Origin of the sequence: Massilia sp. Root335 (assembly GCF_001425685.1) — a bacterium.
GTDB lineage: Bacteria > Pseudomonadota > Gammaproteobacteria > Burkholderiales > Burkholderiaceae_D > Telluria > Telluria luteola.
Genome location: NZ_LMCY01000016.1, coordinates 33597 through 56345, shown reverse-complemented (window position 1 = coordinate 56345; position 22749 = coordinate 33597). Strand labels below are relative to the sequence as shown.

The window sequence follows — 22749 nt, the reverse complement described above, 5'->3', positions numbered from 1 at the left end:
TTTGTTTCGTGCGAAGGCTATGCTGGGCGACCTGATTGCTGGGTTCAGCAGTCCCGGCATTCACTCGCACCAGGAGCAGTTGGCAGCATGAGTTCACGCATTCACCCGCAGGCCCGTACCACACCGAAGATCCGCCAGGAGATCAAGGATTCCGGCCTGTATTCCAGAGAAGCCGCCAAGGTTTTCAACATCACGCGAGCCACTGCACAGAAGTGGCTGGGACGCGACGATGTACAGGATCGCTCGCACCGCGCTCACACGCTTCATGCGACCTTGAGCCATGCCCAGGAAGCCATTGTCCTGGCTCTGCGCCAGTCACTCTATCTCCCGCTCGACGACCTGCTCACTGGCGCGATTTCGCATGGGCGTACCCATACGGTACAATCGCCGGAGGCAACTTCCGTAATCGGTCAATCTGGACTCACAGGACGAGGACACGGCCTACCGCTTCACGCTACGCGGCAAGGCCGACAACTGGGTCTGTCTGTCTTGGCACGGCAGGCGATCTGCCCGGGACGGAAGGGCTGTAGGTGTTTTTTACACTACCTTTACGTGTCCGCGCGTAGACTGAATTGCAAGGAGGTGGAGGCATGGATGCCGAAGCTCCATGATTCCGCATTTGCATAGCTTCGTTCCAGATGAAAGACCGCAGAATACTCTTCGTTGGATATGGCACCGTCGCACAGGCACTGACGCCTGTCTTGTTCGCGCAGTATCCGGACCTCGATCCGCACAACGTCAGCGTCATCACGGCCGACGAACGAGGCGCCGGCGTCGCGCGCTCGTTCGGCATCGGCTTTTGTGTGACGCCGCTGACGAAGGACAACCTGTACGCGACGCTCGACGGACGCCTCGGACGCGACGATATCCTGCTGAATCTGTCAGTCGAAGTCGCGACGGTCTCGCTGATCGACTGGTGCCAGCAGCACGATGTGCTGTATCTCGATACCTGCGTCGAGCCCTGGGCCGGCGGCTACGATGCGGGACGTCACCCGATCGCTCACACCACCAATTACTGGCTGCGGCACGAAGCGCTGTCTAGGAGAGGCAAAGGGAAGCCGACCTGCGTGATCGCTCACGGCGCCAATCCCGGCCTGGTATCGCATTTCATCAAGCTCGCCTTGTGCGAATTGGCGATCCGTGAAGGACTGGCGCCCGACGCGGCGCCGTCGGCGCTGGCGCGCACGCTGGGCGTCAAAGCGGTCCAGATCGCCGAGCGCGACTCGCAAACGGATGGCATGCCGCTGCGCGCAGGAGAGTTCGCCAATACCTGGTCGGTCGACGGACTGATGGCGGAAGCGAGGCAGCATGCCGAACTTTCGTGGGGCACGCATGAAAGCCGCCTTCCGCCCGGCGCGGCGTACATCGACGATGCGCCAACCAGCGGCGTCATGCTAGACGCTGCCGGCGTGCGCACGCAGGTGAAGAGCTGGGTTCCGTCGGTTGGCGACCAGCGGGCCTGGCTGATCACGCACCATGAAGCCCACTCGATCGGAGACTTCTTGGCGACGTATTCTCCCGACGGCGCCATGGCCTATCGTCCCACCGTGTATTACGCCTACCGTCCGGCGCCGAAGACCTGCGAAAGCCTGGCGCGCTGGGGGAATGACGGCCTACGGCCTCCGGCGCTGAAGACGGTAATGGTCGACTCGCTCGTGTCCGGCGCCGACGAACTCGGCGTCCTATTGATCCGGGAGCAGGGCGCGTACTGGTTTGGTTCCGTGCTGTCGCTAGCGGAAGCGCGGCAGATCGCACTCCATAACAGCGCGACGACGATGCAAGTCGTCGGCGGCATCGTGGGCGCGCTTGCATGGATGCTAAGCCATCCGACGGCAGGCGTGGTCGAGGCCGAGGACATGGACGCGAGCTGCGTGATGCACGCAGCCCGCCCCTTCCTCGGCCAGCTCTTCGGCCTGGAGACCCGCTGGTCAGCCGGCGGCAGGCCGGATTTGCAGATTCAGGATTTTTGGGAGAGCGAATGAAGCATTCGAAGCAAGTGCCGCTCATCTTGCTGGGCGCATTCACGGCCCTGACAGGTTGTGGCAAGACCGATGATCTGCCCACGACGGCCAAACAGGACACGTACGCCAGCGTCGACGACTGCCGCAAGGACTGGGGAAGCGGCAACTGGTGCAACTCGACCTCCAGCGGCCATGGCGGCGGCGCCGTCTACGCGGGGCCGCGCTATTACTGGGACCGCGGCTTGGGCCAACCGATGATCATCGAGAACGGCGAAGCCCGCCCAGCCACGGACGGCGAAGCGAGCCGCGGCGGTCCCGCGCATGCGACGGGCAGCGAGTCGGTGGCCGTCGTGCGCGGCGGCTTCGGTGCAACCGCGCATGGCGGCGAGGGCGGTGGACACGGCGGTGGTGGCGGCGAATCGGGAGGAGGCTGAAATGAAGCGATTGACCATCAGTCCGCGACCAGACTACGCAGCCAAACTGGAAGCGATCGGCCTGTCCTTCCACGCCTGGGACGACTACTGGTGCGAGGACGTCTGCTATCGCTTCACCAGCGAGCAGATCGATTTGCTGGAAGCGCGCACGCTTGAGCTGCACCGCATGTGCATCCAGGCAGTCAAGCACGTCATCCTGGCGAAGCGCCTGGGCGAGTTAGGCATCCCGGCCACGTATTGGCAAGCAATCGAACGCTCGTTCGCGCGCAACGAATTCAGCCTGTACGGCCGCTTCGACCTGGCGTATGACGGCGTGAGCGAACCAAAACTGCTGGAATATAACGCCGACACGCCGACCTCGCTGCTCGAATCCGCAGTGGCGCAATGGCACTGGATGAAGGAAAAATTCCCGGACCACGACCAATTCAATTCGCTGCACGAGCGCCTCGTCCAACAGTGGAATGCGCTGCGCAGTCCGGACGGCCGGATCTATTTTGCGTCCGTCGCCGACAACGAAGAAGACTGGGTATGCGTGCATTACCTGATGGACACCGCGAAACAGGCCGGCTTCGACGTGCAGCACATCGCGATCGAGAAACTGGGCTGGAATGCCGGATTGAACACGTTCGTCGACGAAGACGACGCGCCGATCGCCACATTGTTCAAGTTATATCCGTGGGAATGGATGATGCGGGAGGACTTCGGACCGAAAACGATCTCTTGCGGGACGCGCTTCATCGAGCCGATGTGGAAATCCGTGCTGTCCTGTAAGGGCATCCTCCCCATCCTATGGGAGCTGTATCCCGGCCATCCCAATTTGCTGCCCGCGTATTTCGAGCCAGGACTTCTGAGCTCATATGCGAAAAAGCCGCTCTATTCCCGCGAGGGAGCGAACATCTTGCTAGTCGAAAACGGGAACGTGATCGCGCAAGACGACGGCCGGTATGGCCGCGAGGGCTATGTTTACCAGGCGTTACACAAACTACCCGATTTCGACGGCAATTATCCGGTCATCGGCTCGTGGATCGTCGGCGACGAGCCCGCCGGCATTTGCTTGCGCGAGGATACGTTGCTGGTGACCACCAACATGAGTAACTTCATTCCGCACGACTTTGTACGCACCGACGAGTCAACGTCGAAACACTGTATTCCGAGACAGTGGCCCGGCCTCAAGGGGGACGACTTCGAAAGGCTATATTCCGATTGAGCTGTCCAATTCAGAGTAACAAATGAACAAGCTAAGCGGCAGCACAGCAGCGCGTCAACCTACAACGTTGCACGACGTCCAAGATCAGCCAACGATTTTGGGGGCCGTTTTGGGTGCCTCCGTCGATGCCCCACGGACACGAGGCCGCTAAGCGCCGAAGCGTGTACCACCGCTGACCACCTCCAGGTCAGCATCTTTCCAGATGGGCGCGAGCGCTCAGTTTTTCAGGATGGCTGCGGTGAACAGGGACCCATCGTCCAGAAATTCGAAATACACCTCGTGCAAACTGTCCTTTGGCAGGACGCGACACAGGCGGCGTGTGCGGCGCAGCCGCAGCCTGTGCCGCTGTAGGTCGACCTCGACGAGCTCGATGCCCATGCGCTCGAAATAGCGCGCGTGCACCCCCGACTTTCTGGTCGCCCAGTCCCAGCGCACCGGCATGGGCCGCGCCGGTGTCGACCATGTTAATCAGGGGCAGCGGCACGTTGTTCACGATTTCGTCCAAGTGGATGTGTGCCACGTTGCACACGATGACGCCGAAGTCAGCGCCCAGCTGTTTCAGTTTGTGCAGCGATGTGATGCGCTGAGGCACGGGGCTTACGGTCTGCCTGGTGTGGCACTGTTTGAGTGAGTGCGCGGCATCTCGTCCGCCCCGTCCGGTTTCGCTCCGGTTCAGGGGCAGACGTCGAGCGCGTCGCAAATCAGATTGTCGAGTCCGTCGCGCAGCAGGGGAAAGCGGAACACCTGATGGGAACCGCCCGGCACTTCCTCGCCGACCGGCCGCGCCAGCGCCATGCCCAGGTCGTTGTTGGTGAACATCACGAAGCGGTCGCCCGACTCGGGCGACACCATCGCGAAGCCCCGGTAACCGGGGTTGTTGCCCCAATGCCAAAGAAACACGTCGCTCTGGCGGCGTTCGATCCCCCAGCTCAAGTCCAGTCTGGCGTCGACCGGCACGGGCGACGCCACGATCTGGTGCAGACTGCGTTCGTCCTTCAGCAATGCTGCAAGAAAGCGGCCGTAGTCGCGCGCGCTGGTGTAGGGCGTGAAGGCCGCGAACGGCTCGGGCAGGGCCGGAAGCGTCAGCGAGAGGCCATGCTCGTTCGTCGCGGGGACGATGTACTTCTCGAGCCTGGCCTCGCGCGTGTAGGCGCTGTGCGTCATGCCGAGCGGGCCGAACACCGTGTGCTGCATGAAGGCGCCGAAACTCTCCCCGGCGACCTGTTCGACCGCGCGTTGCAGCAAGGTACAGCCTTCACCCGAGTACTGCCATCGGGCCCCGGGTTTGCCGCCGAAGACCAGGGGCCGTTCGTCCAGCCGGGCAGCCCCGAGGTATGGTTCAGCGCCATGCGCACCGTCACCAACGCCAGCGCCGGATCGGACACCCGGTCGACCGGCGAATCGGCGAGCCATGGGGCGTACCGGCGCGCGTAGCCGCCGGGAAGGTAGTTGACGATCGGCGCATCCAGGTCCAGTTTCCCTTGCTGCACAAGCTTCAGCACGGCATAGGCAAACACGGGCTTGCCGAGCGAGGCTGCCTGGAACACGTTTTCCTGATTTGCCGAAGCGTAATCGGCGCAACCGTAGGCGGCGTCGACGAATTGCAGTTCGCGCTTGCGGCTCACCGCGACGTCGGCATCGCAGACACCGTAGCGGCTTGCGAGCAGCGTCAGGCGTTCGTGCCGCGCGGCCTGCGACGCAGCGGCAGAGCGCATCGGCGAGCCCTGCGGCGCATCGTGCGGGACAGGCGAACGCGCGCCGTGCTCCGGCACCGAGGCGCAGCCCGCGCCGAGCAGGGCGGCCAGCCACAGGCCGGCCCTGGCGCAGCGCGGCAGCAGGCGCCGCATGGCAGATCTTTCTCGGAACATCATCTGATTACTTTCTTGTCATGGTTGGGGAGGCGGGACAGCATCGTCCTGCCTGGGCGTCCGGCAGCGGGTTCCGTATTGCGAACCGGTAGCGCGCGGCGCGGCGGGCGTAACGGGTTCGAAGGCGGATTGTCTTGCCCTTGTTGATACCGTGTGAGTCGACATGCGACCGCTGGGCCTGCGCGGGGTTATGGCAGACACCGTTATCCAATTAGCGCATCGCCATTGGCGTATCAAGAACCGGAGACATCCGGTCGAATTGTATTGCGTGTACGTTTTTCGCCCCCGAGACCGACGGGGCGAGCACCCTCATCGGCAATCCATCTGCTGCACGATCCGTGCAAGTGCCTGGCGTGCGCGATCCGGTAATGCTGCGTTACGAAAAGGCGTTCGACACGCTCACGAGCATCACCAACGTCAGCGACGGCAAAATGAATATGCCGATACCCGATCTGGACGTCGCGTTGCAAGGGGACGTCAACCTGGAAAGTTGCCGGTTGCCCGGTACTGCCCGATCGCGACGGCCCCGCGCGGGCTCACGGCCGTTGCCGCTCCAGCATCCAGAACGCGCGGTAGACCAGGCGGAACCAGGCGGTCCGCTCGGACAGTCCGACGGCGCCGCCGTTGATCGCGCGGGTGACGCGGGCGATGTCGTTCATGTCGGCAAAGTGATTGCAGCCTTTGCTCTCCCACGTTGCCGCCGCGACCGCCAGCGCCCATGCGGACGCGAGGACCGAGTCCGGGTCCGCCACCAGGTCGGGCGCGCCGTCCTGGCCGTCGTGCAGCGCATGTGCCGCGAACTGGTAGTTGTCCTTGCCGGTCAGCTGCAACAGCCCACGTCCACGGTAGGCAAACCCATCCCCGGGTGCCGTGTTGCCCATGCGGCCGGCGTAGACCGTGTTCGCCAGCTTTTCCGGCGCCATGGCGTAGTCATCCGCATCGAGCGCGCCGCCCGGCCCGAAATAGCGCGGCCAGACGACGGGCAATCGTTGCGCGCGATAGTTCAGGTTTTCGGTCGTCAGGCGCAGGCCGCCCGTCTCGTGCAGGACCTGCGCGGTGAAATGCGCGAGCCGCAGAACGCTGTTCGTGACGCCGTAGCGATCGAGCACCGCCTGCGCGTGATCGAACGCGCCGGCGTAGGCAGGCGCGGGCCGGCGTGCGAAGGAAAGAAAATCCTGTGGATCGATGCGGATCGTCATGGTGCGTGTCGGGCAATCGCCGTGCGTTATACAGCGGTGAACCCCACCGTTGCCGGGGTCGTGTCGATCTCTCTGTCGAACTCGAATGCGATGCCCGAGAATTGGAAATCGCCGAGATTGGCCGTGCACTCGATGCCGTAATGGTAGGGATTGGATCCGGCGACGCGCCGCAACGCGACGGTGCCCTCCATGCCGTCGGTGTCGGTGCCGCGCATCGTCACCTTGTCCCTGTCGGGGACGGCATACCAGAAGCGGTTCAACTGGAACGTCGTGCTGACCATGCGGCACAGCAGGCGCTCGAATATGCCGGCGCCGTCATATAACAGCGCGAACTGAACCTGGATGTCCGGCCAGTTCCAGACCCATGTCCTGATCTGGCCCGGCACCACCGCCGGCTGCGGGACCGCGACCGGGTCGTAGGTCACGATCGCGCCGGCGACCGCGCCCGCATCGGCCGTATTCAACGCGGGACGGACGCCGCACCTGCCGGTCGCGGCGCCGACCGGGAACAGGCTCGCGATGGCCACCGGCGCGCCGCCGCCATCGGCGGGCAGGTCGCTCGCGTCGAGGGCGGTCACGGACGAGTGAATCGTGACGATCGCGTTGCCGGCGACCTGGTAGGCCGCGGCGCCTCGGCCCAGGCCGTCGCAGCCGAAGATCAGGCCGCTCGGCCCGATGACGAGGCTCGCGGCCCGGAGATCCATGCCGCACGACGGCACCAGCTGGACCTGTATCTGCGGCTCGCCGGGCAGTTGCGCGCCCGACAGCCGTCCCTCGAGATGGTCGAGGCAGACTTCCAGGCCGAAGGTCAGTCCGGAACTCGGGAAAATGCCGCCGCCGTCGTACGGATACTGCTGGGTATCGCTGCCGACCGCGCCGTTGAGCTTGTCATTTTCCGCATACCAGCTGGCCGCGGACGAGCTCATGTACTCGACCATATCGTCATACAACATGCCGGCGGGCGTGTTTGCCGGCAGGACAGCGGGACGGGTGATGAAGTCGATGGTCGACTTCCACTCTTTCAGGACGACCCTGGCGCCCTGTTCTCCTGCGTTCGCCTGGCCACCGGCCTGCACCAGCACCACGTTGTAGGCTTCCTGCTTGCCGTTCGGCGCATCCGGGGCCGATTTGCCGACGATACTGCCGAAGACGAACAGCCAGTCCGCCCATTGGGGATCGGACGCCAACTGCTGCAATGCACTGACCACGCTGACCGCGTCCGGTCCGGGATTGGCGTCGCCCACCGCATGCGACATCTCGTAGGCGCCGGTAACGCCGCGGAAAAAGAATTCGGGCGCCATGAACACCTTGAGGGTGTCCGGTCCGGCGTTGGTGCTTTGGCGGGCGGCTTCCATCGCGCGCTGCATCAGGGCGCAGCGGGCCTTGATGTCGGCGGCGGGGTCGTCCAGGCCCAGGTAGACCTGAGCGCCGTTGGCCGTGCCGAAACCCGTATTGAGCACATAGGCGAAGAATTGGATGTTTTTATAACTCATGTCAGGCTCCTGGGAAAATGGAATGCGGGTGGGCGTGCCGCGGCCGGTGAGGGCGCACGGTAAACTTGATCAGGTAATGCACCGAGATGTTCAGCGGCCGCGTCTCGCGGGCGCTGACGCCGTCGGGCGGCTTGATTGCGGACGGGCCCGCGGTCGCGATCTTGGTCTTGACCAGTGCCGGCGAGCCGGCAGTCGCGGCAGTGTCGGCGCCGGCCGGATCGATGCCGTGGGTGTGGTTGCGCAGCGCGTCCGCTTGCCGCGAGCCGACGTCGGCGGGCGTGGCGCCCGTGCCGGCCGCGATGCGGTCCGCGGCATCCGGATCGTTGCCCGCGCCGCCGTCGACACCGCGCAAAAAATAGCCGCGGTAGTCGGGAAGGTGGAACGTGCCGTCCTGGGCGCCCCGGTCGTAATGATGGCCGATGAAGGCGAACAATTCGGGATAGTCCCCGATCGCCAGTTGCCGGCCGTCGCACACCATCCAGCCCCAGGCCGCGAGCACGCTGTCGAGCCCGTCCTGTCCGCCGCCGGCCTTGCCCGCGAAGGCGACGACGGCGCCGACCGGGACGGCACCGAAACCGGTTTCGAACGGTTCGGCCGGATGATGGCCACGAGGGGGGCGGCTCACGTGTTTTCTCCGCTGGCGGGGGCGGCGATCCGGAACCCGGTATCGAGCGCTTGCATGGCAGTGGGCACCACCACTTCCCAGCACGGTGAGGCTGGCGCCGCGCCGGGCGGTTCGGGCTGTTTCAGCGCATGCGCGAGGCCGACGTGTTCGGCGTGGACCGGTGCCAGCGCGCTCGCCAGGCGCCAGCAGCGGCCCGAACCCAGCAGGTACAGCAGCGGCAGCACCGTGCGCGGGTCGGCCGGTACCATGACCCTGGCCAGCTCGGCGTCGAGGAAGGAATCCATGCTCCGTTCGCCGCCCTCGTCGAGTTCGCGCAGCGGCAGGTCTTCCGCGTTGCCCGCGTCGCCATGGTAGCGGACGTTCATCTCGTTCCACTCCAGGGCATCGCTCAGGAACTGCAGCGTGAACGGGGCCGGCAGTTGCGGGCTGTCCTGGGCAGTGGCGCCGCGGGCCAGTCCATCCTGCAGCAGGAGTTGGATGCAGCCGCGCCTGAGCTCGCGCTTTTCGATCCGGCGCGAACCCTGGCGCGACGCCTGCGGATGGACCGCACCGGCGGTGCTGGCGTGTTCACGGAAACTTTGCTCGACCTGACGCTGGTAACCCGCCAGGAGCGCCGCATACGTCCTGATGCGCCATTCGTCGAGTGCGGTGGCGCTCGGCGTGCACAGGATGTCGACATTGATCATCGAGACCGGCGCCGGCCAGGGACCGGGCGGTGGTGCGGGGACCGGCGCAGGCGGATCCTGGACCGCGGGCGCGGGCGCCGGCACCGGCGCCGGATTCGGCGCGGGCGCGGTGCCGGCGAGGGCTGCAATCGCGATCTCGGTTTGCTGGCCGAAGCTGCGTGCCTGTGCCGGCTGTCCAGGCTGGAATTTTTCGCATCCGATGAGGATCACCGGCTGTGGCTGGCCGACGTCGCCGATCCAGTTGACGACGGCGTCCGACACTTCGTAGCCGGGCGGGACCGGAATCACTTTTTCGTCACCCGGGATGATGGTGAGCGACAGGCGCCGCGCGGCGGGCGGCGGCGACAGGTCGGTGACGGCATAGGTGGCGGCCAGGCCCGCGTAATTGCCGGCGTCGACCGCGGCGAACGAGCTCACCCCGAGTTGCGCCGGTGCGACCGGCAGGGCCGCCGGGCCGCGTCCGCGGCGCTGGCGGATCCAGGCGCTGGCGGGGCTGGGCAGGATGAATTCCACCATCAGGCGCCTGCCGTAGCTGTCGACGCTCGCCTCGTACACCGTGTTCACCCAGCGCGTGGCGCACATCAGCAGGTCCTGGCCCTGGCTGTTGTCGATGACGCTGGTCACGCTTTCCTCGAGCTGGCCGAAGACGCTGCGCGAACGCGAGTGGGTCACGTCGCGTGCGATGTTGCTGACGCTGCGGGCCAGGACGTCGCGCGCGAACCTGCTGACGTCGTCCGAACCGGGCTTCTTGCCCTGCAGCGTCCATTCCGTCCAGACGCCCTTCAGGGTGGCTTCTGTCGGCGGCCCGTAACTGGTCTTGAAATCGTCGTACTGGTTCCGTACGGCCTGTTCGGCGGTCGCCTTCAGGGTCTGTTCGCGCAGATCGTGGCGGGTCGCGTGCGACTGCGCCAGGCGCGCCTCGTTCTCGCTGCTGTGGCCGAGCTCGGTGTCCACGTGCCCCTGCAGGCGCCGGCGCGCGATCTCCTTGCGCTCCCGCGGCATGACGTTTTCGATGTGCGCCACTTCACCCAGTTCGTGCCGCAGGAAACGGTGCCGGGTCATCTGCAGTTCGCCCACGCCGGCGGGCGCGGCGGATCCGTTCGTCGCGCCGCCCTTCACCGGGGGCGACGGAAAGATCGCCCCGGGGAGCACGATCGAGGCATCCAGCAGGTCGCGCAGCATCGGCTGGTCCACGCCGCCGCTGCCCGGCAATGGATTGAACAGGTAGTCCAGCAGATGCGCGGTCAGCAGCAGTTTGCCGAGGCCGGCCAGCAGCGCGTCGTCGAAGTCGTCGCTGAGCAGCAGCGCGAAATAGCTCTGCCAGATGCGCGCCATGTTGGCGACGTGATCGGGGGCGGCGAGGGACGCCTGCATCTGGGCGGGCGTGCGTCCGAAGTGCGTGCTGAGGATCTCGATCAGGCCATTGGGCGCATGCCCGTTCGCGTTCACCAGGGCGGGTACCGTCCGGAACAGCGCGATCGGGCCTTGCAGCTGGTCCGGGTCGGCAACGAACTGGCCGTCGAAGCTGTCCTTTCCCGAAATGAATTGAAGCGCGATTGATTTGATTTGTACCGCGCTGGTCGCGCCCGCCAGCTCGGCCAGGAACGGCAGCTCGGCGAACTTGTCGGGCATGTCGGCAAAGCCGCGCCTGCGCGCATCCGCGTCGGGCTCTTGGTGTTGTCGCAAATAAATATAGGGGAACAGCTCGACCAGGCCCGGCACCTGGCGCGGCGGACGGGCGGAGGCGGCGCCGGGCCGCGCGTCGGCGTCGGTGCACGCGTCGGCCGCATCCCGTGAATCCGGCGCATGCGGCGCAGCGGGCGTGTCCGGCGTGTCCGGCGCGGCCGCGGAGATCGGCTGGGCGGGCGGGACGGACGGGGTAGAAGCGGAGGGTGACCGATCCGGTGCGACCAGCAGGATGCCGTCGAACGACCATTTGGGCTGGGCCGCATGGTCGTGGAAGTTCAGGTAGCCATGGACCTCGATGCCCTGCGGCCGGGTCGGGGACTGGGCGCGCTTCAGGTTGAGGGAGCCGTTGATCCGGGCACCGTTGGCGAAATCCAGCTCGACGGCTTGCGGCTCGGTGCCCTCCAGGTTCACGGTCCGGACGTCGTCCTTCATCGCGTTCTGGTAAATCCGGACCGTGGCGCACAATGCCCGCACGTTGATGATGAAATCGAACATGAGCCTGCCGTTCATGGCGGGCCATGTTTCTTGATGGATTGACATCGACTTGGCCTTTCCTGATTCCTTGATACCGCCGGGCGGGCGCACAAGCCGGGCATCGGACGCCGGCCGGCGCCGATGCCCACCGTGGTTAGCCGCGCTTGATGTTCTCCAAGGCAAAACGGAAGGGGCGATTGCCGCCGCCGCTCAGGACGATGTCGGCGCTGGCGATGCCGAGCAGGGAGAGTTCCGTATTGTTCTGGGACATGACGGCCGAATCCATCACGTCGCCTTCTTCGACGTCCGAGACGACGCCGACCCAGATCGTCGGCAGGAACTGGAATATGGCTTTTTCGCCCGGCGAGATATTGCTTTTCAGGGCCAGCATGCGATCGTCCTTGTAGATGCCGACCTGGATGGCGCCGTAGTCGAGGTTATTGCGCACGTCGACCTGGCGCGAGTTGCCGCTGACGTCGTCCATGGGCTTGAGCTGGTTGCCGGAGTTGGAACCCGTCAGGCTGAAAACCTGGCCATTGGTCGCCGGAAGCTGCTGCGAGTAATTGCCGTCGCTGTCGATGGCGCCGACCGCCATCTCCATCGGATAGACGAACGGGTGGTACTCGCCGGTGCCGCAGTTCTTGATGACTTTCCAGGCCACCGCCAGTTCGTCGTAGTCGGTGTTGACCAGCTTCTGGAAAACCACGATGCTCGACTTGGCGAAGTCGTTCGAGTTGTTGCGATAAGTAAGCTTGATGTCCATCTTTTCTCCCTGAGTGGAAAGCCGGCGCACCATGCGCCGGCCGTGCTTGCACTACCTTGATAAAACGGTGCCTCCGGCGCCTGGCGCTAGGCCCTGACCACGTTTTCGACGATGAACCGGTAGGCCGGCCCGTCGCCGCCCCGTTCGTCGTCCAGTTCCAGTACGAGGTCGGCGCTCGCGATGCCGCGCAGCGGGACGTCGACGCATTCCGTCAGGACGGCATCGGGGGCGAACGTCCTCCCCTCGGCCTGGTGGTGAACCACGCCGATGCAGAGCGTCGAACCGAAGCGGAAGGTGGCCTGCCTGCCCGGCCCGACCTGACTCTTTCTTGCCAGCAGCAATCCGTTGCTGTACAGGTTGACGTCGACGCCACCGTGCGCGAGCCTGTTGCGTAAGACGATCTCGTCGCTCTTGCCTGGCATCCGGTCGCGCGCCAGGCGCCGCCCGCATACCAGCGGCGTCAGGTCGAATACCATCCCGTTCGCGGCCGCATGCCTGGGCAGGTGGTTGCCATACCGGTCGCTGACGTTGATTTCCGGTTCGGTCGAGAACACGAAGGGATGGTGCCAGCCGGGCGCGCAGTTGCGGATGACCTTCCAGGCCACGGCGAGCGCTTCCGGATCGTCGTCGTCCACCTGGAAAATGACGACTGTCGGCGCGTGCCGGGCGCGGCAGCGGTTGCGGAAGTCGAGTTTGATATCCATGTTTTCAGCCTGCTCAGTTTGCCGTGAATTCACTATATGGGAGGCGTCGGCCGGGCGTAAGTATCGTTACGGTAACTTCGTGCCGGCGTAACGGTAACCACGGCGGCCACTAGCCCTGCTCGAAGTACAGCTTGAGTGCGCTGCAGACGGCCACGGCGAGCTCTTCCTGCAAATCGATGGAAAAGGGAATGCGGCGGTCGAATTGCTCGGACCATGCGATGCAGCCGGCTGCAGCATCGACCAGGCGCACCGAGGTGCGGACCAGGTCGCCGTTGGCGCGTACGCTGCCCTCCAGTACATGGCTGACCGCGGTCCGGGCCGGCACCCGGGCCATCGGCGCGGCGTGCGGCGGGGCGAAGGTATGTGAAACGATCTTTTGTCCGAATGCCTTGAATAGCTGGTGCGACAGTTCTTCGTTTAATCCCTGGACAAAGGCAACCCCGCGGTCGTCCACGATGAAGTTCGTCAACGGCGCAACGCCCAGCAGGTGCGCGCGGGGATACTGGCTCTCGGCGCCGTCATGTCGGCTGATGATTGGCATGTAGCTTCCTATTGGGATGGAGAATCGGAGTTCCGCTTTCGCGCCGCTGGTCGCGTAGTACGCCTTGAGACGATCGCGCAGGCGGCCGACCTGGACCCGGACGATCGGATCTTCGGCGGTGCTGTAGGCGAGCGGGTCGCGGTCGAACACCTCCACGCCGATTGCATATTCCCCGGTCTCGTTCACTTCGCCCGCCAGCTCCTTCTCGATCAGGAACCTGATCAGCCGGCTCGTGCGCTGTGCCTTGCAGAATTCCTTGCTTGCGAGGAGTTGGGCGAGCGCCTGCCTGACGTCGGCCGGCGCAAAGCCATCCGCGCGGACGGACGCCGCCAGGCCGGAGGCCGTGTGCGCGGGGGAGGATAGGAGAGCAGGTGGCATCGGAACGTTTTGTTGATGATTAAACAAAGAATTGTTTTGCGTAAATTTGTTGCTACGAGATAAACTGTATGCGGATCCGGGTCGTTCTAACCTTCCGGAAACCTTCCGATTCATAAGTCATTGATTTTATGGAGTAATGTTGACTTGCCGCGTGGCGAGGTCGGCCGAGTGACCATGAATGCCAGCATGTTTTGGTTTGGATCGTGGCAGGTAAATCCTGCGAGCAATACCGTGCGGGACGGCGCGCTCTGCCGCCAGCTGGAGCCGCGCGCCATGGATGTGCTGGTTGCGCTTTGCAAGCGGGCGGGGAAGGTGGCCAGCGCGGAGGAGTTGCTGGAGCAATGCTGGGGGAGCACGATCTACGGCGACAATCCGGTCCACAAGACGATTACCCAGTTGCGCCGCGCGCTGGGCGACAGCGCCACCGAACCGCTGTTCATCGAGACGATCCGCAAGCGCGGCTACCGCGCCATTGCCGAGGTGAGTATCGCCAACGCGGCGGGCGCGCCGGCGCCGGGCAGCTGGGTGGCGGGGTCGCCGTTTTGCGGACTGCAAGCGTTCGACGCGGACCACGCGGCGGTGTTCTGCGGCCGCGCCGAGCTCACCACGGTGCTGGTCGAGTCGCTCGTGCGCCAGGTGCAGGTCGGTCGCGCGCTCCAGCTCGTCCTGGGACCGAGCGGTTCCGGCAAGACCTCGCTCATTTGCGCAGGCTTGCTGCCGGCGCTGGCGCGTGGGGAGGGTGGCCTGGACGTTCGCGACAGCGCGGTGATCGACCTGGGTGACCTGAGTGACGGGCAGTTGTTCACCGGACTCGGCGGCGCGATGCTGGACTGGCAGCTCGACGGCGCCGGCCTGTTCGACGGCTACAGTGCGCATCGGCTGGGCCAGCTGCTGGAGAGCGATCCCGCGGCCGTCGCCGGCCTGCTGGAGCAGGCCCTCGGACGCACGCCGGACCGGGCCCGGGTGGCGCTCGTGATCGATCGCTTCGAAGCGGTCTTCGCCCAGCCCCACATCACCGCGCACCAGCGCGACGCCCTGATGGCGGCGCTCGACAGGCTGGCGCGTAGCGGCCGCGTGCTGCTGGTGCTTGCTTGCCGCAACGATTTCTACCCGCGCATCGCGGAGACGCCGGTCTTATTGGAAGGCAAGGCGAACGGCGCCCACGTCGACTTGAGTCCGCCGAGCCGCGCCGAGATCGGGCAGATGATCCGGCTGCCGGCGCTGGCCGCGAACCTGTTTTTCGCAACCGACCCGGACTCCCGCGAGCGGCTCGACGACGTGTTGTGCGAGGCGGCCGCCGCCAGTCCGGACGCGCTGCCATTGCTCCAGTACACCCTGCAGGAACTGTACCGCCTGCGCGGTCCCGGGGGCGAGCTGGGCATCGACGCCTACCGCCGGCTGGGCGGCCTGGACGGGGTGCTGGGCGTGCGCGCGGAGGATGTCGTGGCCGGCCTCGGCGCGGCGCCGCGTGCGGCCCTCGGCCGGGTATTGTCCCTGTTGCTCACGGTGAGTGCGGACGACGACCGGGTCACCAGCCGGCGCGCGCCCTGGGCGGCGCTGAAGTCGCAGGCCGAGCGCGAGCTCGTCGGCGCGCTGGTGGAAGCGCGCCTGTTCGTCAGCGAGCTGGTCGGCGAGGAGGCCGGCTTCGGGATCGCCCACGAATCCTTGCTGCGGCGCTGGGAGCGGGTCGCGCAGTGGATCGCCGAGCACCGCGACAGCCTGCGCATCCGGGCCAGGGTGGCGCAGTCGACCGCGCGCTGGATCGGGCGCGGGCGCCCGGCCGACCTGCTGCTGCCGCCCGGCACCCAGCTCGACGAGGCGCGCGGCATGCTGGCCATGCCGGCCATGTCGCTGACGGCCCACGAGGTCGAGCTGATCCGGGCGTCCCGGCACAAGGCGCGCTTGCGCGAACGGATGCGCCTGTTCCTGTTCATCTTGATTTCCGCCCTGGCCGTCGTCGCCACCGTGGCGGGCGTCAGTGCGTCCCGTGCCAGGCAGGCCGCCGAGCGCCGGCGCATCGAAGCCGAGGACCTGATGGGCTTCATGCTGGGGGAATTTGCCGACAAGCTGCGGCCCTCGGGCAGGCTCGACCTGCTGGATGACATCAGCGCCAAGGCGATGGGATATCTCGCCGGCTCGGGCAGCGAGGCCCTGAACGCCGCGTCGCTGACCCATCGGGCCAAGGCCTTGCAGGTGATCAGCGAAGTCAATATCGCGCGCGGCAAGCCGAGCGCCGCCTACGAGGCCTTGCAGGCGGAGCGCGCGATTCTCGAACGTCAATTGCAGGCGTCGCCGCGCAGCGCGGGACTGCTCAAGCAAAGCGGTACGAACGCCTTCTGGCTGGGGAAGATCCGGCTCGACCAGGGCGAGTGGAAGGACGCGCGCAGGTACCTGGAGCAGTACCGCGACGACACCGACCGCGTCAGCGTCATGGCGCCGCAGGATGTCGACGCATGGATCGAACAATCGTATGCCCACAACAGCCTGGGCACGCTCGCCCTCAAGCGCGGCGATGCGCACGCCGCGGCGGCCGAATTCGGCCTGTCGATCGAGCTCAAGAACAAGGCGGCCGGCGCCCGGCCGCAGGACCATATGCTGGCCAAGGACCTCGCCGACAGCATGTCGTGGGCCGGCTCGGCCAACGAGGTGATGGGCCGGCTGGACAAGGCCCAGGCATTGTACGAACGCCAGGCGCAACTCGCGCAAGGCCTGCTCGGCGCGGCGCAGCGGGACGCGTTGTGGAGCAACAAGCTGGCCGAGGCATGCCAGCATCTTGCCAGGATCAGGCTGGTGCAAGGCGACGCGGACAGCGCCGCCGATTTCTACCGGCGTGCCGAAGCCTTGCTGCGGTCGAACGTCGCGGCCGCGCCGGACAACCGCGTGTGGCAGGAGAGCCTCGCGTTCGTACAACTGTCCAGGCTGCGGTTGACGGCCACGGCCGGGGGCGTCGAAGGCGAACTGGCGCAACTCGATGTGCTGCGCAAGAAGTTCGCCGAGCTGACGCAACTCGACCCGAAGAATACGACCTGGGCCAAGCACGAGGCGATGGCGCTGCAGCAGACCGCGGGCGCGCTGCTGGCCGAGGGCCGCGCCGCGGCGGCGGCGCAGGCGCTGGATACGGCGCAGGGCCGGCTCGAACGGATACACGCCCGCAACGATTCCGACATCCTGGCCAAGGTCATGCTGGCGAATACCTGGCTGACGCGCGCGGACATCGCGCGTGCCGCGGGCGACACGGCCCTGGCGCGCCAGGGATGCGAACGCGCGGGCCAGCTGCTCGCGGCACAGGCGGCGGACACCGAAGACTTCCGTATCCTCGACCCGTGGGTCAGGTCGCGGCTCTGCCTGTCGGGCAGGACCGCGGCAAGTGCAGCGCTCGGGCGATTGTCCCGGATCGGATATCGGGAGCCGCTCTACATGAAATACCTTTCCCTCCACAACTGAAAGACGACACCAGCATGAGCAAGAAAATCGATATCCCGCCGGCATTCATCAACGTGATCGTGATCGCCGTCCCGACCAGCGACGGCAGCGGCAATGCCGCCGATGGCCTGTACAACATCACCACGCTGCCGGATGCGGTGGCGGTGACCCGCCCCAATACGATCGTTAACTTCCAGCTGATTCCGCCGACGCCGGATGCATTCGTGTTCGCCGGCTTCGAAAGGAAACCGTCGGTTGGCGTGCGTCAGCTCAGCAATGCCTCCGTTTCGCTGGATGGCAAGATGTTGACGTTCAGCGACGAAAACTCCGACAAGGAGTTCGTGGGGGTCACCTTGCTGTTCTCGACCGGGCAAGGGAGCGTCATGCACGATCCGCAGATCCAGAACACGCCTGAAACCTGACGCACCCGGTTCCCGGCCGGCGCCGAGGCGCGGCCGGGAACGCCGCTCGGGTCTGTCTGAGTGATACGAGGTAAAAAGCGCGATGTCCGAGATCATTGGCACGTCGTCCCCGGGATGGGCGCCCCCTTGGCGGGGATCCAATTTTGCGCCCCCGCGGGAACGACGTAAAAATTGATGGCGCCGGCCTCTCGTTAGGCAGACAGACCCTGGCCGCTACACGACCAGAATGCCCTGCAGCGACGAAATACGCTGCGGCGCCGACCAGGCGCCGATCAGTTGGCGCCCGGCGTCGAACTCGAGCAGCTGTCGTCCCTTGTGGCCGTTGTCCGGCCCATGGCCCTGCCAGTTCGCGACCAGCAGGTGGCCATTCGGCAATTGCTCGAAGCTCGCATAGAAAAACGGATCGACTTCCGCCGGCACCTGGGCCGCATCGCCGAACCGATGCACGACGTTGCCCGCCCGGTCGAACGACACCATGAACGCCCCGTAACCCGCCGACACGAGCGTCGTGCCGTCGTCCAGCCGCTCGGCCTTCCACGCGTGCTCGAAGCCCGGCGCGGCAAAGCGGCGCCGTTCCGACAGGTCCGCCGCCGTCTCGAGGATGTGGTCGTTGGTGCACAGCAGGCAGGTGCCGTCCGGCGTCGTCCGCATCAGGCGCACGTAATCGCCGTCGCGGCGCGCCGTGGCCGCGAGGTGCAGGTCGCGGTCCAGCGTCAGCACGTTGACGCCGCCCGTGCCGTCCAGGTTCCAGCCCGTCACGAGCGTGCTGCCGTCGGGCCGGCGGCGGACGGCCGTGACGTCCGTCCAGCGGGCGCAGGTTGCCAGCACGCGGCCCGATTCGATGTCCAGCTCGAAGAAGCCGCGGTCGTAGCCGACCAGCACGCGGTGCGCGTCGAGCCGTTGCAGGTCGCGCGCGAGCGGGTAGGGGGACAGGTCGAGTGTCCAGTGAAAGGTGTCGGTGGCCGTGTCGATCAAGGACAGCTGTTGGCGTCCTTCGTCGATCGCGAGCATGCGGCAGGAAATTGGTTTGAGTATCATCGTGGGTCGTGGGTCGTGGGTGAATTAGTTATCGATAACTAATGGCGATTCTATGTCAACCCCGCAGTGCCGACAACGGTTTTTTGGTATCGATAACTCGGTATTGTCTTTCAGGCTCGCGCGGCTTCCGCGGCGTCGTCCGGCAGCGTGCCGCCGGCATCGCAATCGACCCTGCACACGACCGGGTTGGCGCCGTCGCGGCTCCATTCGCACCAGCCGCCGTCGTACACGGCGATACGTTCCCAATCCATCAGCCAGGCGTAGAAGAACGCCAGCGACGCGCGCCAGCCGGTGCCGCAATAAAACACCGTGGGCCGGCCGGCATGGATACCGGCGCTGCGCCACATGGCGCGGATGTCCTGTGCCGGCTTCATGCAGCCATCGGCCCGATGAAATGCGGCCATGCTGTTGACGTCGCCCTCGATGCCCGCGCGGCCCCACAGGGCGCCGGGGATGTCGCCGCGCGCGTCGATGTAGTGGTAGCCGGACGTCTTGCCGACGAATTCGTGCCACGTGCGGATGCTGACCAGCGTGGCGTCGCCGCGCGCCAGCAGGCTGCGCACCCGGACCATGTCGACCAGGTAGTCGGGACGCGCGGGCAACGCCGCGCCGAAATCGTCCGCTGCCGGCCAGCGGCGCGGCTGTCCCGGTTCGATGCGCAGTCCGGCCCGGTGCCACGCCGCCAGGCCGCCATCGAGCAGGCGGACATCGGCGACGCCGGCATACAGCAGCAGGTGCGCGACGCGCGCGGCCGCGAGGACGTTGCGCCCGTACAGGACGACGGTGACGTCGTGGCGGATGCCATGGACGAGCAGCAGCCGTTCCAGTTCGGCGTCGGGCACCTTGTTCCACAGCGGGCCGTGTTCGAACCATGCCGTGTCGAGGTAGCCGGCACCGGGGATATGGCCGGCGGCGAACGCCTCGCCAGCGCCGCATCCGGCTTCGAACAGGCGCCATTCGCCGGCGGGAGCCGCGGCGATGCGATCGCCGGCGACCAGCCCCGCCACCCAGGCGGGCGTGACGAGTTGCCGCGGGCGGTGCAGGTCGCGGCGGAAGCCGAAAGGAGGGGTGCTGTTCAAAGGAGAGACGACGTAAAAAGGGCCGGGCCCCGTATGGTACAGGACCCGGCCCCCGCACGCCCGAAGGCTCAGTCTCAGACGGTCACGGAATCCGCCACGTCGCGGAACTCGGCGATCTGGTCGAAGTTCATGTAGCGGTAGATCTGGTCGGCGTTCTGGGTGAGCACGCCGGTGTGCGCCATGTACTCTTCGCGCGTCGGGATCTTGCCCAGGGTCGAGCAGACCGCGGCCAGTTCGGCCGAACCCAGGTAGACGCGGGTGTCGATGCCGAGGCGGTTCGGGAAGTTGCGCGTCGACGTCGACATCACGGTCGCACCCTTGCGGATCTGCGCCTGGTTACCCATGCACAGCGAGCAGCCCGGCATTTCCATGCGCGCGCCGGTGCGGCCCAGCGTGCCGTAGTGGCCTTCGGCGGTCAGCACCTGCTGGTCCATCTTGGTCGGCGGCGCGACCCACAGGCGGACCGGGATGTCGGTCTTGCCTTCCAGGAGCTTCGAGGCGGCCCGGAAGTGGCCGATGTTGGTCATGCACGAGCCGACGAACACGTCGTCGATCTTGTCGCCGGCGACGTCGGACAGCGTCTTGACGTCGTCCGGATCGTTCGGGCAGGCGACGATCGGTTCATGGATGTCGGCCAGGTCGATCTCGATGACGGCGGCGTATTCGGCGTCCGCGTCCGGCGCCAGCAGGTCCGGCTTGGCCAGCCAGGCTTCCATCGCCTTGATGCGGCGTTCCAAGGTGCGGCGGTCCAGGTAGCCGCTGGCGATCATCCACTTCATCAAGGTGATGTTCGAGTTCATGTACTCGATGATCGGTGCCTTGTCCAGGTGGACCGTGCAGCCGGCGGCCGAGCGCTCGGCCGACGCGTCGGACAGTTCGAACGCCTGTTCGACCTTCAGGTTCGGCAGGCCTTCGATTTCCAGGATGCGGCCGGAGAAGATGTTCTTCTTGCCCTTCTTGTCGACGGTCAGCAGGCCTTGCTGGATCGCGTACAGCGGGATCGCGTTGACCAGGTCGCGCAGCGTGACGCCAGGCTGCATCTCGCCCTTGAAGCGGACCAGCACCGATTCCGGCATGTCCAGCGGCATCACGCCGGTGGCGGCGGCGAAGGCGACCAGGCCCGAGCCGGCCGGGAACGAAATGCCGATCGGGAAGCGGGTGTGCGAGTCGCCGCCGGTGCCGACGGTGTCCGGCAGCAGCAGGCGGTTCAGCCACGAGTGGATCACGCCGTCGCCCGGACGCAGCGCCACGCCGCCGCGGTTCTCGATGAACGCCGGCAGTTCCTTGTGCATCTTGACGTCCACCAGTTTCGGATAGGCGGCCGTGTGGCAGAACGATTGCATCACGAGGTCGGCGGAGAAGCCCAGGCAGGCCAGGTCCTTCAGCTCGTCGCGGGTCATCGGGCCGGTGGTGTCCTGGGAGCCGACGGTGGTCATGCGCGGTTCGCAGTACGTGCCCGGGCGGATGCCGTGGCCTTCCGGCAGGCCGCAGGCGCGGCCGACCATCTTCTGCGCCAGCGAGAAGCCGCGGCCGGAATCGGCCGGGTTTTGCGGCAGGCGGAACAGCGTCGACGGGGCCAGGCCCAGCGCTTCGCGCGCCTTGGCGGTGAGGCCGCGGCCGATGATCAGCGGAATGCGGCCGCCGGCGCGCACTTCGTCGAACAGCACGTCGGACTTGACCTTGAACTCGGCGATGACGTCGCCGTTCTTCAGGGCGCGGCCTTCGTACGGGCGCAGTTCGATCACGTCGCCCATCTCCATGTTCGACACGTCCAGTTCGATCGGCAGGGCGCCGGCGTCTTCCATCGTGTTGTAGAAGATCGGGGCGATCTTGGTGCCCAGGCACACGCCGCCGAAGCGCTTGTTGGGGATGAACGGGATGTCTTCGCCCGTGAACCACAGCACCGAGTTGGTGGCGGACTTACGGGACGAACCGGTGCCGACGACGTCGCCGACGTAGGCCACCAGGTGGCCCTTGGCCTTCAGCGCTTCGATCTGCGCGATCGGGCCGATCTTGCCCGGTTCCTGCGGTTCGATGCCGGGACGCGGGTTCTTCAGCATGGCCAGCGCGTGCAGCGGGATGTCCGGGCGGGTGGTGGCGTCCGGGGCAGGCGACAGGTCGTCGGTGTTGGTCTCGCCGGAGACCTTGAACACGGTCAGCGTCAGGCTGTCCGGCACGGCCGGGCGCGACGTGAACCATTCGGCATCGGCCCACGACTGCAGCACTTCCTTGGCGTTGGCGCTGCCCTTGTCGGCCAGTTCCTTGACATCATGGAAATAGTCGAACATCAGCAGGGTCTTCTTCAGGCCCGCGGCGGCCACGCTGCCCACGGCCGGATCGTCCAGCAGGTCGATCATCGGCTTGATGTTGAAGCCGCCGAGCATGGTGCCCAGCAGGCGCGTCGCCAGTTCGCGCGACACCAGCGGGCTGGTTTCCAGGCCCTTGGCGACCGCGTTCAGGAAAGCGGCCTTGACTTTGGCAGCGTCATCCACGCCCGCCGGCACGCGGTTCGTGATCAGGTCCACGAGGAAGGCTTCTTCGCCCGCCGGCGGATTCTTCAGGAGTTCGACCAGGTCGGTGGTCTGGGCCGCCGTCAGGGGCAGCGGGGGAATGCCGAGGGCGGCGCGTTCGGCGACGTGGGTGCGGTATGCAGCTAACATGAAAAGCTCTTTCAGTCGTTGTGAAAATCAGGAAAGCGGATGACTCGCCTGTGCTGAACGATATTGTACCTCGCTCTTATATAAGACATAAGACGTAATCGCCGA

Annotated in this window: 16 protein-coding genes and 1 pseudogene; 5 read left to right on the top strand and 12 right to left on the bottom strand. The window is 66.0% G+C overall.

Annotated elements, in window-relative coordinates; genetic code table 11:
- Window positions 1-638: 638 nt before the first annotated feature.
- The 3 genes from ASC93_RS10775 to ASC93_RS10765 are packed head-to-tail and all read left to right on the top strand — an operon-like array spanning window position 639 to window position 3602.
- The gene (locus tag ASC93_RS10775; RefSeq protein ID WP_082547933.1) at window positions 639-1982 is read left to right on the top strand and encodes a saccharopine dehydrogenase C-terminal domain-containing protein; all 1344 of its coding nucleotides are present in this window, start codon (window positions 639-641) and stop codon (window positions 1980-1982) included.
- Window positions 1979-2395, top strand: a complete 417-nt coding sequence (locus ASC93_RS10770; RefSeq protein WP_056441034.1) for a hypothetical protein — start codon at window positions 1979-1981, stop codon at window positions 2393-2395. Before ASC93_RS10775 ends, ASC93_RS10770 begins: the two co-directional genes overlap by 4 nt.
- Before the next feature lies 1 nt (window position 2396).
- Entirely contained in the window at window positions 2397-3602 is a 1206-nt protein-coding gene (locus ASC93_RS10765) for a glutathionylspermidine synthase family protein (RefSeq protein WP_082547932.1), read from the top strand.
- Between the two features lie 216 nt (window positions 3603-3818).
- On the opposite strand, the gene ASC93_RS32030 is transcribed toward ASC93_RS10765, so the two are convergent.
- From ASC93_RS32030 to ASC93_RS10710, 9 genes and pseudogenes are all read right to left on the bottom strand, one after another.
- A complete protein-coding gene (locus tag ASC93_RS32030) occupies window positions 3819-4043 on the bottom strand; it encodes a hypothetical protein (protein ID WP_056441030.1) in 225 nt (74 codons plus the stop codon).
- Window positions 4044-4274: 231 nt separating this feature from the next.
- Window positions 4275-5317 (bottom strand): annotated as a pseudogene (locus tag ASC93_RS32785) (serine hydrolase domain-containing protein).
- A gap of 689 nt (window positions 5318-6006) precedes the next feature.
- Complete coding sequence (locus tag ASC93_RS10740; protein WP_056441018.1) at window positions 6007-6669, bottom strand: glycoside hydrolase family 19 protein; 663 nt, start codon at window positions 6667-6669, stop codon at window positions 6007-6009.
- Between the two features lie 26 nt (window positions 6670-6695).
- Complete coding sequence (locus ASC93_RS10735) at window positions 6696-8162, bottom strand: hypothetical protein (protein ID WP_056441015.1); 1467 nt, start codon at window positions 8160-8162, stop codon at window positions 6696-6698.
- Between the two features lies 1 nt (window position 8163).
- Window positions 8164-8787 carry a phage tail protein gene (locus tag ASC93_RS10730; protein WP_056441012.1) on the bottom strand — a complete coding sequence of 208 codons (624 nt, stop codon included), beginning with the start codon at window positions 8785-8787 and terminating at the stop codon, window positions 8164-8166.
- Window positions 8784-11672, bottom strand: coding sequence for a hypothetical protein (locus ASC93_RS31660; RefSeq protein ID WP_056441009.1), 2889 nt, complete (start codon window positions 11670-11672; stop codon window positions 8784-8786). The genes ASC93_RS10730 and ASC93_RS31660 overlap by 4 nt, the downstream gene beginning before the upstream one ends.
- A 118-nt stretch (window positions 11673-11790) precedes the next feature.
- Window positions 11791-12399, bottom strand: a complete 609-nt coding sequence (locus ASC93_RS10720; protein WP_056441008.1) for a hypothetical protein — start codon at window positions 12397-12399, stop codon at window positions 11791-11793.
- 86 nt (window positions 12400-12485) lie between these two features.
- A complete protein-coding gene (locus tag ASC93_RS10715) occupies window positions 12486-13103 on the bottom strand; it encodes a hypothetical protein (protein WP_056441005.1) in 618 nt (205 codons plus the stop codon).
- Between the two features lie 109 nt (window positions 13104-13212).
- Window positions 13213-14022 carry a hypothetical protein gene (locus tag ASC93_RS10710; protein WP_056441002.1) on the bottom strand — a complete coding sequence of 270 codons (810 nt, stop codon included), beginning with the start codon at window positions 14020-14022 and terminating at the stop codon, window positions 13213-13215.
- A 174-nt stretch (window positions 14023-14196) separates the two neighbouring features.
- On the opposite strand from ASC93_RS10710, the gene ASC93_RS10705 reads away from it, so the two are divergent.
- Together ASC93_RS10705 and ASC93_RS10700 are read left to right on the top strand one after the other, a co-directional pair.
- Window positions 14197-17466, top strand: coding sequence for a winged helix-turn-helix domain-containing protein (locus tag ASC93_RS10705; RefSeq protein ID WP_157201847.1), 3270 nt, complete (start codon window positions 14197-14199; stop codon window positions 17464-17466).
- A 14-nt stretch (window positions 17467-17480) separates the two neighbouring features.
- Entirely contained in the window at window positions 17481-17867 is a 387-nt protein-coding gene (locus ASC93_RS10700) for a hypothetical protein (RefSeq protein ID WP_056440996.1), read from the top strand.
- Between the two features lie 213 nt (window positions 17868-18080).
- On the opposite strand, the gene ASC93_RS32020 is transcribed toward ASC93_RS10700, so the two are convergent.
- The 3 genes from ASC93_RS32020 to acnB all read right to left on the bottom strand — a co-directional run bounded on the left by ASC93_RS32020 (window position 18081) and on the right by acnB (window position 22644).
- Window positions 18081-18905 (bottom strand): hypothetical protein, encoded by an 825-nt coding sequence (locus tag ASC93_RS32020; RefSeq protein WP_229412677.1) that lies wholly within the window; start codon window positions 18903-18905, stop codon window positions 18081-18083.
- A 110-nt stretch (window positions 18906-19015) separates the two neighbouring features.
- Complete coding sequence (locus ASC93_RS10690) at window positions 19016-19984, bottom strand: sulfurtransferase (protein ID WP_056440990.1); 969 nt, start codon at window positions 19982-19984, stop codon at window positions 19016-19018.
- Between the two features lie 74 nt (window positions 19985-20058).
- Complete coding sequence (acnB, locus tag ASC93_RS10685; protein ID WP_056440989.1) at window positions 20059-22644, bottom strand: bifunctional aconitate hydratase 2/2-methylisocitrate dehydratase; 2586 nt, start codon at window positions 22642-22644, stop codon at window positions 20059-20061.
- Window positions 22645-22749: the final 105 nt, after the last annotated feature.

Bases quoted from the DNA above. Each gene is read 5' to 3' on its own strand.
- ASC93_RS32020 (WP_229412677.1), bottom strand. From the start codon at position 18,905: ATGATACTCAAACCAATTTCCTGCCGCATGCTCGCGATCGACGAAGGA.
- ASC93_RS10705 (WP_157201847.1), top strand. From the start codon at position 14,197: ATGAATGCCAGCATGTTTTGGTTTGGATCGTGGCAGGTAAATCCTGCG.
- acnB (WP_056440989.1), bottom strand. From the start codon at position 22,644: ATGTTAGCTGCATACCGCACCCACGTCGCCGAACGCGCCGCCCTCGGC.
- ASC93_RS10710 (WP_056441002.1), bottom strand. From the start codon at position 14,022: ATGCCACCTGCTCTCCTATCCTCCCCCGCGCACACGGCCTCCGGCCTG.
- ASC93_RS10740 (WP_056441018.1), bottom strand. From the start codon at position 6,669: ATGACGATCCGCATCGATCCACAGGATTTTCTTTCCTTCGCACGCCGG.
- ASC93_RS10735 (WP_056441015.1), bottom strand. From the start codon at position 8,162: ATGAGTTATAAAAACATCCAATTCTTCGCCTATGTGCTCAATACGGGT.
- ASC93_RS10720 (WP_056441008.1), bottom strand. From the start codon at position 12,399: ATGGACATCAAGCTTACTTATCGCAACAACTCGAACGACTTCGCCAAG.
- ASC93_RS10775 (WP_082547933.1), top strand. From the start codon at position 639: ATGAAAGACCGCAGAATACTCTTCGTTGGATATGGCACCGTCGCACAG.
- ASC93_RS32030 (WP_056441030.1), bottom strand. From the start codon at position 4,043: ATGCCGGTGCGCTGGGACTGGGCGACCAGAAAGTCGGGGGTGCACGCG.
- ASC93_RS10770 (WP_056441034.1), top strand. From the start codon at position 1,979: ATGAAGCATTCGAAGCAAGTGCCGCTCATCTTGCTGGGCGCATTCACG.
- ASC93_RS31660 (WP_056441009.1), bottom strand. From the start codon at position 11,672: ATGAACGGCAGGCTCATGTTCGATTTCATCATCAACGTGCGGGCATTG.
- ASC93_RS10700 (WP_056440996.1), top strand. From the start codon at position 17,481: ATGAGCAAGAAAATCGATATCCCGCCGGCATTCATCAACGTGATCGTG.
- ASC93_RS10765 (WP_082547932.1), top strand. From the start codon at position 2,397: ATGAAGCGATTGACCATCAGTCCGCGACCAGACTACGCAGCCAAACTG.
- ASC93_RS10715 (WP_056441005.1), bottom strand. From the start codon at position 13,103: ATGGATATCAAACTCGACTTCCGCAACCGCTGCCGCGCCCGGCACGCG.